This is a genomic window from Mesorhizobium sp. M7A.F.Ca.CA.002.15.2.1, assembly GCF_003998715.1.
Taxonomy (GTDB): domain Bacteria; phylum Pseudomonadota; class Alphaproteobacteria; order Rhizobiales; family Rhizobiaceae; genus Mesorhizobium; species Mesorhizobium ciceri.
Genome location: NZ_RZPI01000082.1, coordinates 1 through 12,152, shown reverse-complemented (window position 1 = coordinate 12,152; position 12,152 = coordinate 1). Strand labels below are relative to the sequence as shown.

The 12,152-nt window shown below is 64.9% G+C and carries 11 protein-coding genes; 4 read left to right on the top strand and 7 right to left on the bottom strand.

Features of this window, described 5'->3' with window-relative positions:
* The first annotated feature begins 68 nt into the window (after positions 1-68).
* Entirely contained in the window at positions 69-479 is a 411-nt protein-coding gene (locus tag ENZ74_RS07635; RefSeq protein WP_063169673.1) for a GFA family protein, read from the top strand.
* 42 nt (positions 480-521) lie between these two features.
* Here ENZ74_RS07635 and ENZ74_RS07630 read toward each other — a convergent pair whose 3' ends face one another.
* The 6 genes from ENZ74_RS07630 to ENZ74_RS07605 form a co-directional block, all read right to left on the bottom strand.
* Positions 522-1,595, bottom strand: coding sequence for a D-alanine:D-lactate ligase-like protein (locus ENZ74_RS07630; RefSeq protein ID WP_063169672.1), 1,074 nt, complete (start codon positions 1,593-1,595; stop codon positions 522-524).
* Positions 1,596-1,722: 127 nt separating this feature from the next.
* Positions 1,723-2,604: an SMP-30/gluconolactonase/LRE family protein gene (locus ENZ74_RS07625; protein WP_063169671.1), complete on the bottom strand. Its 882-nt coding sequence runs from the start codon at positions 2,602-2,604 to the stop codon at positions 1,723-1,725.
* Positions 2,601-3,242 carry a 2-dehydro-3-deoxy-6-phosphogalactonate aldolase gene (locus ENZ74_RS07620; protein WP_063169670.1) on the bottom strand — a complete coding sequence of 214 codons (642 nt, stop codon included), beginning with the start codon at positions 3,240-3,242 and terminating at the stop codon, positions 2,601-2,603. Before ENZ74_RS07620 ends, ENZ74_RS07625 begins: the two co-directional genes overlap by 4 nt.
* Positions 3,239-4,192, bottom strand: coding sequence for a 2-dehydro-3-deoxygalactonokinase (locus tag ENZ74_RS07615; protein ID WP_063169669.1), 954 nt, complete (start codon positions 4,190-4,192; stop codon positions 3,239-3,241). The genes ENZ74_RS07620 and ENZ74_RS07615 overlap by 4 nt, the downstream gene beginning before the upstream one ends.
* Positions 4,189-4,956 carry an SDR family oxidoreductase gene (locus tag ENZ74_RS07610; protein ID WP_063169668.1) on the bottom strand — a complete coding sequence of 256 codons (768 nt, stop codon included), beginning with the start codon at positions 4,954-4,956 and terminating at the stop codon, positions 4,189-4,191. The genes ENZ74_RS07615 and ENZ74_RS07610 overlap by 4 nt, the downstream gene beginning before the upstream one ends.
* A gap of 267 nt (positions 4,957-5,223) precedes the next feature.
* Positions 5,224-6,573 (bottom strand): EAL domain-containing protein, encoded by a 1,350-nt coding sequence (locus tag ENZ74_RS07605; RefSeq protein ID WP_013528600.1) that lies wholly within the window; start codon positions 6,571-6,573, stop codon positions 5,224-5,226.
* 300 nt (positions 6,574-6,873) lie between these two features.
* On the opposite strand from ENZ74_RS07605, the gene gshB reads away from it, so the two are divergent.
* The 3 genes from gshB (at position 6,874) to ENZ74_RS07590 (ending at position 10,337) form a co-directional block, all read left to right on the top strand.
* The gene (gshB, locus tag ENZ74_RS07600) at positions 6,874-7,815 is read left to right on the top strand and encodes a glutathione synthase (RefSeq protein WP_013528601.1); all 942 of its coding nucleotides are present in this window, start codon (positions 6,874-6,876) and stop codon (positions 7,813-7,815) included.
* 174 nt (positions 7,816-7,989) lie between these two features.
* On the top strand, positions 7,990-9,522 hold the full coding sequence (locus ENZ74_RS07595) for a YifB family Mg chelatase-like AAA ATPase (RefSeq protein ID WP_024502165.1): 1,533 nt from the start codon (positions 7,990-7,992) through the stop codon (positions 9,520-9,522).
* 275 nt (positions 9,523-9,797) lie between these two features.
* Positions 9,798-10,337, top strand: a complete 540-nt coding sequence (locus ENZ74_RS07590; RefSeq protein ID WP_013528603.1) for a J domain-containing protein — start codon at positions 9,798-9,800, stop codon at positions 10,335-10,337.
* 66 nt (positions 10,338-10,403) lie between these two features.
* On the opposite strand, the gene ENZ74_RS07585 is transcribed toward ENZ74_RS07590, so the two are convergent.
* Positions 10,404-12,152 (bottom strand): malate synthase G (locus tag ENZ74_RS07585; RefSeq protein WP_127312717.1); only part of this gene is annotated, 1,749 nt, incomplete at its 5' end.

Here is a 12,152-nt window from a genome sequence, read left to right as displayed (position 1 = left end):
ATTTTCGCCAAGCCGAAATCGGCCTGATGTTGCGACCTCGAGCAGAATCAGACCCGTGGAGAACGATAATGACCAAGCGCTATACCGGCGGCTGCGCATGCGGCGCGATCCGTTACGAGACCAATGACGAGCCTATCTTCCAGAACCACTGCCAATGCAGCGATTGCCAGAAGCGCTCAGGCACCGGCCACGGATCCTACCTGACCTTCGGCCAGCGCACCGATATGGCCATTACCGGGGAGGTGAGCACCTGGCGCGTGGCGGGCGCCAGCGGCAATGAAAAAATCCACACCTTCTGTCCAACCTGCGGAACGCCGGTCTTTCTGATATCCGTCGCCATGCCGGAATTCATAGCGGTCCATGCGGCCAGCCTCGACGATCCGGAACAGTTCAGCCCGCAGATGGTGACCTACACGAGCCACGGCCATGCCTGGGACAAGATGGATCCCGCCTTGCAGGCGGTCGAGCGAATGCCGTAGTGAAACGCGTCCGCCGTCGGCCCGCGATCTGCCGTCGCGCCTTCAGGCCCGATGCTCTTGGCCGATCAGCCGGCTCGCCGCTGTCTCGGCTATGGCATCGGCAAGCTCGAGGCCCCATTGCTGGCGGCAATAGGCGCGGAAATCGAAGCAGGGCAGGCCGGGGCAGACCTCGAACTCGATGAGGTGGACGGTGTCGTCGGCCTCGACCCTGAGATCGATGGAAAACACGTCGCGCAGGCCGAGCCCGCTCATCAGCCGCCCGGCGATCGCACGAATCCTGGCGTCGGCGGCCGGCTGGCTGTCGGCGACCGCGACGAGCTCCGGCTCGGCGTAATGTCCCGCCGCTTTCGCTGCCTCGCCAGTGTCGCCGTAGAGCGCCAGGCTGTCGGCCATGGTCTGGAAATCGGCGCCTGAATCGACAAAGGCCACGCCAAGCACTTCGACTCCCGCGCCCGGCATCAGGCTAAGGAAACTGGCGCGCACGTTGCGGCCGGCGACGTAGGGCTGGACGACGACATCGTCGCGATAGGCCGAAAAGACGCGCCGGCTGAGCTCCAAAGCGTGGGCGAGATCGCTGCAGCGCGACTCCAGCCAGATGCCGATCTTGGCGCCGAGCCGGTTGGGCTTGACGAACCAGCCGGCGGGCGAGGCCGGCGGCTCGACCAGCCATTGGCCGTCACGCGCGAGCCCAGCCTGTGGCACCGGCAGGCCGAGCGCGCCGAGCACGGCGCCGGAGCGGAACTTGTCCTGGCAGAGCGCGAACAGCGCATCGTCGGCGCCGATTGTCTTGAAACCGCCCAGTCGCGCCAAAGCGGGCGCCGCGCCGCCGCGGAAATAGGCGATGCCGTCGGTCAGCGTCCAGACCAGCGTTGTGCTGGGATGCTCGCCGGCGAGCACGCTGGCAGCGTCGTCGAGCCCCACCGGCGCGAACGACAGGCCGCGTGCCTGGCAGGCACGGCCAAGCACGTCGAATTCAGGAGCGAGATCGGTCGACTGCGCCAGATAGGACGCGATTTCGGTTGCGCGCTGCGGCGCATGGCCGTCGGCGACCAGGCGGTCGAAACAAGCCTTTTCCGGCTCATGGATGAGTATCAGTTTCGGCTTACGGCTTGGCATGAGATGAACGATTCCCGGCGGTACGATCACCTACCATCGCATGGTCGAGACGTCAGGCTCTCGCGAAACCGACACGGTGCGGGCGGTGGCGTGACAACGCACCGTCCGACCGTAGAATCCAGTTCGATCAGGCGATCAGCACGCGCGGCTCGAAGCGGCCGTTGACGGGAATATCGAGCAGAAAGGTCATGCCGCCCTGCAGATCCAGCAGACGCTGCTTCTCATCCTTGCCCGACCAGGCGGAGGTGACCGCCAGCCGGTCGGCCTTGGCGCCGACGAAGGCTGGGCAGGATGGCTGCGTCACCGGCATGGCGACCGTGCGGACGAGCTTGCCGTCGGGTCCGTAGGCTTCGATGACGCTGCCGCCCCAGACGGCGTTCCACAGGATGCCGTCGCGGTCGAGCACCGACCCGTCGACATAGCCCTTGGCCGAGCGGTGGTCGACGAACAGCTTGGGCTCACCGGCAGGCAGACCGGTCGCCGGGTCGCAGGCGACGCGCATCAGCATCCCGGTCGAGGTGTCGGTGTAGTAAGCGATCGCCCCATCCTCGGTAAAACAGATCGAATTGGAGACGGTGATGTCCGAAAACAGCTGGCGCAGTTCGCCCTTGAAAAACCAGTAGATCGAACCCGCGCCTTTTTCCTCGCCCTTGCCCATGGTGCCCATCCACAGGGCACCACAGGGATGGACGCGGGAATCGTTGGAGCGCGTGACCGGATTGTCGGCCTCGACAGGCGTGTGCAGCGTCAGCTTGCCGGTCGCGACATCGCGGACATAAAGGCCGGTCTCGGCGGCGATCAGCTGGCGCTTGTCGTCGATGACGGCGATGGCGCTCGCCATTTGGCCAAGCTCATGGACGGTGGTCGCGCCGCCGGACAGCCGCTTTTCCAGAAGCTGGCTGTTGACGATGTCAAACCAGTAGAGCGTATCGGTGGCGGGATCGTAGCTCGGCCCCTCGCCGAGCTGGCAGACGTGATCGGAAAAAACCGAAACGATCGCTTCGCTCATCCTGCTTCTCCGAACACCGCATCCCAGGCCGCGACGGCAGCGTGCGCACGCGCGGCCACCTCGTCGACGCTCATGCCCGGCTTGAACAGGCTGGAGCCCAGACCAAAGGCGGTCACGCCGGCAGCCTTGTAGCCGGCAAAATCTTTTTCAGAGACACCGCCGACGGCGCCGACCAATGTCTGCGCCGGCAACACCGCGCGCATCGCGGAAATGCCGCCGGTGCCCAGCACGCTCGCCGGGAAGAATTTCAGGGCCGAGGCGCCGAGTTTGATCGCCAGGAAGGCTTCGGTCGGCGTGAACACGCCGGGCATCGTCACCATGCCGTAATGCATGGCGCGCGCCATCACCTCGGCATCGATGTTGGGACTGACCAGCAGCCGCCCTCCGGCCTGGTGCAAGCCATCGACATCGGCCGGCGTCAGCACCGTGCCGGCGCCGACCAGCGCCGTTTTCGGCAGCACTTGGACGATGCGGGCGATCGACGAGAACGGTTGCGGTGAGTTCAGCGGCACTTCGATCGCCTCGATGCCGGCGTCGAACAGCGCCTGGCCCATGGCCATCGCCTCGGTGGGCTTGAGCCCGCGAAGGATGGCAACCAGGCCGCGCTTGAGTTTTGGAAACGGTGCGGTCTGGCTCATCGGGCAACTCCAATTCTGGCGATCATGCCGTTCTCGCGCGCCGCCTCGACGAGACCGGCACGCACTGCCTCGTCGGCGTCGACGGCCCGGAGCTCAAGCCCAGCAAGCCCAAGTGCGGCCTGGTAGAGTGCGGCCAGCGCGCCGGAGGCAATCAGCACCACGGGTTCGGCGCCGGCGCCATGCCGGCGGCTGGCGGAGGCGATCTCGCCGCCGATCAAAAGGCCGGACAGGCAGGCGGCGGCATCGTCGGCTTTCAGATCCTGCAGCAGGCCGGCGGCCCGGATCGAAAACAGTCGCGAGGTGATATCGCCGCCTTCGCCCAATGCGGTTTCGCACCAGCGGCGGAAGAACGGATTGTCCGATGTGACGGGCTTCGGATGTTCGCCGAGCGAATGGCGCAGGATCGAGTGCGCGGCAAGCACGGAAAACAGCTCGCCGGTCGGCCAGGTGCCGAAGCCGGTAACGGCGCCATCCTCGACCAGCACCCATTTCGAATGGGTGCCGGGCATGCAGACCAACTGGCGCCCCCTGGCCGGCAGGCCGGCGCCGGCAAGCTGGGTTTCCTCGCCGCGCATGACGTCGGGCGCGTCAGTCAGCCGCTGGGCCAGACCCGGAACGATGCGGATGTCACGGCTCTGTCCGGGCACGCTGGCGGCGCCCGCAAGGATGGCGGTAAGCGGCGCCGGCACGGTGACATAGGGCGCTTCGAGCCAGCCCTGGCGGGACCCGGCCATGCCGCAGATGATGACGGGCAGCGCCGCTGGTGCTCCCATCGCCGCCAGATGCCCTTCGAGGATGGTCGAAAAGCCCTTTTGCTGCGCGGTGATCAGGCCGTCATCGCCGCGGCGTTCGGCAAGCATCTTGCCTTGCCCGTCGATCAGCCAGACCCGCATGCGGGTCGTGCCCCAGTCGACGGCGGCGACCGCCGGTGCGTTGCCGGCTTGGCTCACAGGAAACCTCCATCGACGATCAGCATCTGCGCCGTCAGCATGCGCGAAGCGTCCGAGGCCAGGAACAGCACCGTGCCGACGATGTCGTCGGGCTGCATCACCTGTTTTATGCACTGCTTGGCGACATGGGCGGCAAGCCCCTGTTCGGTCACCCAGAGCTCCTTCTGCCGCTCGGTGATCACCCAGCCGGGTGCGATGGCGTTGACGCGGATGCCGTCCACACCGAGCTTGCCGGCCAGCCCCTTGGTCAGACCGAGGATACCGGCCTTGGCGGCCGTGTAGGAGGGCATGTCGGGGTGGTTGATCAGATAGGACGTCGAGGTGAAGTTGATGATCGAGCCGCCGCCGGCCCGCTTCATGCCCGGCGCCACCGCTTGCGCGGTGAAGAAATGCGGCCTCAGATTAATGGCTTGGTTGTTGTCCCAGAACTCGACCGTCACGTCTTCGACGGCGTGGCGTTCGTCCCAGGCCGCATTGTTGACCAGCACGGTGACATCGCCGTGCGCCTCGGCAGCCTTCGCGGCGGACGCCCGCAGGGCCTCGACATCGCGCAAATCGGTCTTGAGGTAGAGCGGCCGGCGGCCGAATTCTTTCTCGATGCGGTCGGCAAGAGCTGTGCTTGGGCCGTCGGCGATGTCGATGAAGGCGACATTGGCGCCCTGGCGCACAAAACCCTCGGTCAGTGCCGCGCCAATTCCGGAGCCGCCGCCGGTGATCAGCACCGAGGCTCCTTCGAGGTCGGCAAAATGCGCCGATGGCATCATCGTTGTTGTCTCCCAGCGCATGACCCCGAAAATCGGATCGATTTTCGGAAAGGGATCATGCGCAAATGTTAAATGCTACAGCGTCCTTTGCGCGTCTTGAAAGACGCGCGGCGCCGTAGCGTGATCGGCGCGCATCCTAGCCACGCAAGGCGCGCGGGCAAGGGCGAACCGCCGAATTTCAGGGCTTATGTCAGACAAAACGACAATGCGCCGCACCGGATGCGCACGGCAGCACCGTCGGGGTTGGGGATCTCGGAGGACCGCCGGTCAGATCGCCTTGGCGCGCAGGGCGCCGCGGAAGGAATCGCGGAGATAGCCGAGCGTGGCGTCGGCATCGACCGGCTTGCCGAACAGATAGCCCTGTCCGCCGGCGCAGCCAAACTGGACCAGGCGATCGGCCTGCGCTTCCTGCTCGATTCCTTCGGCGACGACGTCCATGCCGAGCCCTTCGCACATTGCGAGGATAGCGCGGATGATGTGTTCCGACGGCCTGTCGTCGAGAATGGAGGAGACGAAGGCGCGATCGATCTTGAGCTTGTCGAAATGGAATTCGCGCAAGCGGCCGAGCGAGGACTGGCCGGTGCCGAAATCGTCTAGCGAGACGCGGATGCCGACGCGGCGCAGATCCTCGACGATCTGCGCGGCCGAGGCCGGGTCGTTCATCAGGCCGGTCTCGGTGATCTCGATCTCCAGCCGGCGCGGATCGAAGCCGGTGCGGTCGAGGATCGCCAGTATGTGCAGGCCGGTGTTCTGGTCGACGAGCTGCGAGGGTGACAGGTTGAACGACAGGAACAGGTCCTTCGGCCAGCTTCTGGCGGCCTCCGTCGCCTTGCGCAGCACCAGCTGCGACAACGGGCCGATGATGCCGCGCTCCTCGGCGATGGGAATGAAGACGGTCGGCGGCACGGAACCCAGGTCGCGGTCGGTCCAGCGCGCCAGCGTCTCGAAGCCGATGGTGCGGCGCGTGGCGAGATCGACGATGGGTTGGAAATGCGGCTCCACTTCGCCGGCCGAGACAGCCCGGCGCAGCGCCTGTTCGATGCGGGTGACGCGCTTGGCCGCTTCTTCCATCTCACGGGTGTAGACGACGACGCGGCCACGGCCGGAACGCTTGGCGTGGTAGAGTGCCGTCTCTGCCTTGTTGATGAGGATTTCCGTGGTCTCGTCGCCCGAATAGAACAACGAGCAGCCGACCGAGGCCGAAAGCCTGGCGGTGCGTTCGCCGACATCGTAGGGCGCCGACAGGATCTCGATCAGCATGCGCGACTTTTCGGCCGCAGCGTCCTCGCTGAATACCATCGGATAGAGAAAAGCAAATTCGTCGGCGCCGATGCGGCAGACCGTGGAATAGCCGTCCATAGAGGCGCGCAGCCGCATCGCGACCTGGATCAGGATGTCGTCGCCGGCCTTGTGGCCGAACAGATCGTTGATCGGCTTGAAGCCGTCGAGGTCGAGAATCCCGACGGTAAAGGGCGCGGGATCGTCGGCTCGGTCGGCGATCAGCCGATCGACCTTGTCGAAGAAGCGGCGATGGTTGCCAAGCCCGGTCAACGGATCGGTGAATGCCAGATCCGTGCTCTCCCTGTTTGCCTGACCGGTGCCAAACGAAGTTTGCATCGGTGTCCCTGTTTTGTGACTTCGGAATTTATTTTCAGACTGGCAGCAAACCCTTTAGGAAACGTATCGCGAAATCGATTTTCCATGGGCAACCGCGACCTGTTTCGAAGGATCGATGTGAGGTGTGCATTCGGGCTCAAGGAACAACGAGGACGCGCAGCCTGGCTCCTGTCACGGAATGACCGGCAGGGCCGAGCTTGCGACTTGCTGATGCCAATCTTCAAAAGGTCGCGATTGGCAGACGGGCAGTGAGCCTGTACAGGCAGGACAGTCGCCCATCAGAGCCGCCGGAGACCCGCCATGAAGCTGAAAATCGCCGTCCAGATGGACCACATCTCCACCGTGTCGATCGCCGGCGACACCTCGTTCGCGCTGTCGCTGGAAGCGCAGCGGCGTGGCCATGAGCTGTTCCACTACACGCCGGATCGGCTGTCGTTGCGCGACGGCAAGGTGTTTGCCCGCATTGAGGAGATGCAGGTGCGCGACGAGAAAGGCAGCCACTATTCGCTGGGCGAGAAGGTGCGCACCGATCTGTCGGAGATGGACGTCGTCCTGCTGCGCCAGGATCCGCCCTTCGACATGAACTACATCACCACCACGCACATCCTGGAGCGCATCCACCCGAAGACGCTCGTGGTCAACGACCCGGCCTGGGTGCGCAACAGCCCGGAAAAGATCTTCGTCACCGAATTTGCCGACCTGATGCCGGACACGCTGATCACCAAGGATCCACTCGAAGTTGCCGCCTTCCGCAAGGAGTTCGGCGACATCATCGTCAAGCCGCTCTACGGCAATGGCGGCGCCGGCATCTTCCATCTGCTGGAGGGCGACCGCAACCTGGCCTCGCTGCTGGAAATGTTCGGCCAGATGTTTCGCGAACCCTATATCGTGCAGCGCTATCTCAAGGACGTGCGCAAGGGCGACAAGCGCATCATCCTGATCGACGGCGAGCCGGTCGGCGCCATCAACCGGGTGCCCGCCGAACATGATTCCCGCTCCAATATGCATGTCGGCGGCCGCGCCGAAAAGACCGAGCTGACGGCGCGCGAACGCGAGATCTGCGCCCGCATCGGGCCGTCGCTGAAGGAGCGTGGCTTCATCCTGGTCGGCATCGACGTCATCGGTGACTACATGACCGAGATCAATGTCACCTCGCCGACCGGCGTGCGCGAGGTCAAACGCTTCGGCGGCGCCGACATCGCCAGCCTGTTCTGGGACGCGGTCGAGGACAAGCGCGGGTAAGCCGTTTTCATTTTGTCTTAACCATGTTCCGTTTTTGCAACCGCGCTCAATTCGGCTGCAACCCACGCGCTCACATGTTCCCGTAATGTTCTTGATTTGACCGAGGATTTGTGATTGTCTGCCCGTGGGGCCATTTCTTGGCCATCGCGTGGGTTGTGGCCTGGGGGCAAAGAAATGGTGGCGCGGGTTCGCACGGTCGCTTTCCAGGGCATCGAGGCCGTGCCGGTCGATGTGCAGGTGATGATCGCGCCCGGCAAGGTCAACATGCACATCGTCGGCCTGGGCGACAAGGCGGTGGCCGAAAGCCGCGAGCGGGTGCAGGCCGCACTGCATGCTTCAGGCCTGTCGATGCCGTCGAAGAAGGTCACGGTCAATCTGGCGCCGGCCGACCTGCCGAAGGAAGGCAGTCACTACGACCTGCCGATCGCGCTTGGCCTGATGGCTGCCCTTGGCGCCATTCCGGGCGACATGCTGGCCGGCTATGTCGTACTTGGAGAATTGTCGCTCGACGGCACGATTGCCGCGGTCGCCGGCGCCTTGCCGGCGGCGATCGCCGCCAATGCCGAGGGCAAAGGCCTGATCTGCCCGTTCGCCTGCGGACCTGAGGCGGCCTGGGCTGGAAAGGATTTCGACATTCTGGCACCGCGCAGCCTGATTGCCATCGCCAATCATTTTCGCGGCACGCAGGTGCTGTCGCGCCCCGAGGCCGGCATCCACGCCGCCGCGCTGGATTTGCCCGACCTCGCCGACATCAAGGGCCAGGAGACCGCCAAGCGGGCGCTGGAAGTGGCGGCCGCCGGCGGGCATAATCTTCTCATGATCGGCCCGCCGGGCTCGGGCAAATCGATGCTGGCGCAGCGGCTGCCGTCGATCCTGCCGCCGCTGGCGCCGAAGGAATTGCTCGAAGTCTCGATGATCGCGTCGGTGGCGGGAGAGCTCGGCGAAGGCAAATTGACTGACCGGCGGCCGTTCCGCGCGCCGCACCACTCGGCCTCGATGGCGGCGATGGTCGGCGGCGGCATCCGCGCGCGGCCGGGCGAGGTGTCGCTGGCCCATCACGGCGTGCTGTTCCTCGACGAGTTTCCCGAGTTCACGCCGCAGACGCTCGATGCGCTGCGCCAGCCGTTGGAGACCGGCGACTGCATGATCGCGCGGGCCAACCATCGCGTCACCTATCCAGCGCGTATCCAGCTGGTGGCCGCGATGAACCCGTGCCGCTGCGGCATGGCCGGCGAGCCTGGTTATCGCTGCCTGCGCGGCGAGCGCTGCCGCACCGACTATCAGGCGCGCATTTCGGGCCCGCTGCTCGACCGCATCGATCTCAGGATCGAAGTGCCGGCGGTCTCGGCCAGCGACCTGATCCGGCCCGACCGGGCGGAGAAAAGTGCCGATGTGGCGATGCGCGTGGCACGCGCCCGCACCATCCAGCGCGAGCGCTTCGAGCGGCTCGGCGCCACCCGCGCCACCACCAACGCGCATTGCGCGCCCTCGGTCATCGAGGAGATCGCCATGCCGGACGCCGCCGGCCTGTCGCTGCTCAAGGACGCCAGCGAAAAGCTCGCCTTTTCGGCGCGAGCCTATCACCGGGTGCTGAAGGTGGCGCGGACACTCGCCGATCTCGACGCCAGCGAAACCGTCGGCCGCATCCATCTGGCCGAAGCGATTTCCTACCGCATGAGCTCGGAGCGGGTGGCGCAGGCGGCGTAGATCACTCGCCGCCCGACAAGCCGACTCTGCCACACCACCTTCCGCAATCACGCCATAACCGTCATCCGACGAATCGGCCATCTCCGCACTGCGGCGGACCTGATTGTCCGCTTGGTCGACGTCCTCACCACCCAACGGCCCCCACCGACCGGGCGCCGGCCGTTTCTCCGTCTTCGGGGGCGTGGACGTCATCGCATCGGACCAAAGTCTTGGTCTCCGCATTGGGAATTCCTTATTTAGATAATGTGAATATGATTGCGGTCGGGGAGTCCGCTATGTTCGTTGACTACTACGAAGTTTTGGAAGTCAGCCCGAACGCCAACTCGGAAACGCTGGAGCGCATATTTCGCTATTTTGCGATGCGCTATCATCCCGACAATCGCGAAACCGGCGATGAAGCCCGCTTCAGTGAAATCGTGGAAGCCCACAACACGCTCAAGGATCCGGTCAAACGCGCTCAATACGACATCGCGTATAGGGACCATGCCGGCCTTCGCCGCGAATTGACCGAGGAAGCCAGCAACAGCAAAGGCATCGAGCGGGATGTCGTGATCCAGGCCAGGCTGCTGTCGCTGCTTTACGCGAAGCGCCGGCACGACGTCAGCAATCCCGGGATCGGGGATGTGGAGCTCGAACGCCTGTCAGACTGTCCGCGAGAGCATCTCGAGTTTCATCTCTGGTATCTAAAAGCGAAGGGCTGGATAGCAAGAGTGGAAAACGGGACGATCGCGATTACGGTGGAAGGCGTCGATAGGGTCAACTCCGAACACCGTCGCGATCCCACCATCCGGCTCCTGGACCATACAGCTTCCTGACGCCTCACCTCCGGAGGAAGTCAGGCCGAAGACCTGCCGCCCCATTCACGGCAGGGACTGGCCTCTTCAGCCCTGCTGCGCCTTCAGTTCCAGCCGCCGCGCGTGCAACACCGGCTCGGTGTAGCCGTTGGGCTGGGCGCGGCCCTTGAATACCAGGTCGCAGGCGGCGAGGAAGGCTATCGACTTGTCAAAGTCGGCCGCCATCGGCTCGTAGAGCGGGTCGCCCTCGTTCTGGCGGTCGACGATGTCAGCCATGCGCTTCATCGTCGCCATCACCTGGTCCTCGCTGCACACGCCGTGGTGCAGCCAGTTGGCGATGTGCTGTGAGGAAATACGCAGCGTGGCGCGGTCTTCCATCAGGCCGACATCGTTGATGTCAGGCACTTTCGAGCAGCCGACGCCCTGGTCGATCCAGCGCACGACATAGCCAAGAATGCCCTGCGCGTTGTTGTCGAGTTCCTTCTGGATATCCTCGGGCGACCAGTTCGGCCGCACGGCAACGGGCACCGACAGGATGTCGTCGAGCCTGGCCTTCGGCCGGTTCTTCAGCGCCGCCTGCACGGCGTGAACATCGACCTTGTGATAGTGCGTGGCATGCAGCGTCGCCGCCGTCGGCGACGGCACCCAGGCGGTGTTGGCGCCGGCCTTGGGGTGGACGATCTTCTCCACCAGCATCGCAGCCATCAGATCCGGCATCGCCCACATGCCCTTGCCGATCTGGGCGTGGCCGGCCAGCCCGCATTCCAGCCCGGTGTCGACATTCCACGCCTCGTAGGCGGAAATCCAGGCGGCCTGCTTCATGTCGCCCTTGCGGATCATCGGGCCGGCTTCCATCGAGGTGTGGATCTCGTCGCCGGTGCGGTCGAGAAAGCCGGTGTTGATGAACACGACGCGCTCCTTTGCGGCGCGGATTGCCTCCTTGAGGTTGACGGTGGTGCGCCGCTCCTCATCCATGATGCCCATCTTGATGGTATTTTTCGCCATGCCGAGCAGGGCCTCGACGCGGTCGAATATCTCGACGGCGAAGGCGACTTCGTCGGGCCCATGCATCTTGGGTTTCACGACATACATCGAGCCGGCGCGGGAATTGGCGCGGCGGCCGTTCGGCCCGACATCGTGCAACGCGATCAGCGCCGTCATCGCCGCATCCATGATGCCTTCCGGAACCTCATTGCCGTCGCGGTCGAGGATCGCCGGGCTGGTCATCAGGTGGCCGACATTCCTGACCAGCATCAGCGAGCGGCCGGGCACGGTCAGCGTGCCGCCGGCGGGCGCGGTGTAGGCGCGGTCGGGATTGAGCTTGCGGACAAAACTCTTGCCGCCCTTGGTGATCTCTTCCGCTAGGTCACCCTTCATCAGGCCGAGCCAGTTGCGGTAGACGACGACCTTGTCTGGCGCATCCACCGCCGCGACCGAATCCTCGCAGTCCTGGATGGTGGTCAGCGCCGATTCCAGGATGACATCGGCGATGCCCGCCGGATCGGTGCGGCCGATCTGGTTGTTGCGGTCGATCACGATCTCGATGTGCAGGCCGTTGCGCACAAGCAGCACGGCATCGGGATTGGCGGCATCGCCGCGATAGCCGACGAATTGCCTGGGGTCGGCCAGCGTCGTCGAGCCGGCGCCGGCGCTCAGCCGCAAGGCACCCTGCGCCAGCGACAGGCCATTGACGCCGGCCCATTTGCCGGACGTGAGCGGGGCAGCCTCGTCGAGAAAGGTCTTCGTCCAGGCGACGACCTTGGCGCCGCGTGCCGGATTGAAGGCTTTGCCCTTTTCGGCGCCATCCGTTTCGGGGATGGCATCGGTGCCGTAGAG

Coding starts and splice junctions, on each gene's coding strand:
- ENZ74_RS07590 (WP_013528603.1), top strand. CDS start 9,798: ATGTTCGTTGACTACTACGAAGTTTTGGAAGTCAGCCCGAACGCCAAC.
- gshB (WP_013528601.1), top strand. CDS start 6,874: ATGAAGCTGAAAATCGCCGTCCAGATGGACCACATCTCCACCGTGTCG.
- ENZ74_RS07625 (WP_063169671.1), bottom strand. CDS start 2,604: ATGAGCGAAGCGATCGTTTCGGTTTTTTCCGATCACGTCTGCCAGCTC.
- ENZ74_RS07630 (WP_063169672.1), bottom strand. CDS start 1,595: ATGCCAAGCCGTAAGCCGAAACTGATACTCATCCATGAGCCGGAAAAG.
- ENZ74_RS07595 (WP_024502165.1), top strand. CDS start 7,990: ATGGTGGCGCGGGTTCGCACGGTCGCTTTCCAGGGCATCGAGGCCGTG.
- ENZ74_RS07635 (WP_063169673.1), top strand. CDS start 69: ATGACCAAGCGCTATACCGGCGGCTGCGCATGCGGCGCGATCCGTTAC.
- ENZ74_RS07605 (WP_013528600.1), bottom strand. CDS start 6,573: ATGCAAACTTCGTTTGGCACCGGTCAGGCAAACAGGGAGAGCACGGAT.
- ENZ74_RS07620 (WP_063169670.1), bottom strand. CDS start 3,242: ATGAGCCAGACCGCACCGTTTCCAAAACTCAAGCGCGGCCTGGTTGCC.
- ENZ74_RS07610 (WP_063169668.1), bottom strand. CDS start 4,956: ATGATGCCATCGGCGCATTTTGCCGACCTCGAAGGAGCCTCGGTGCTG.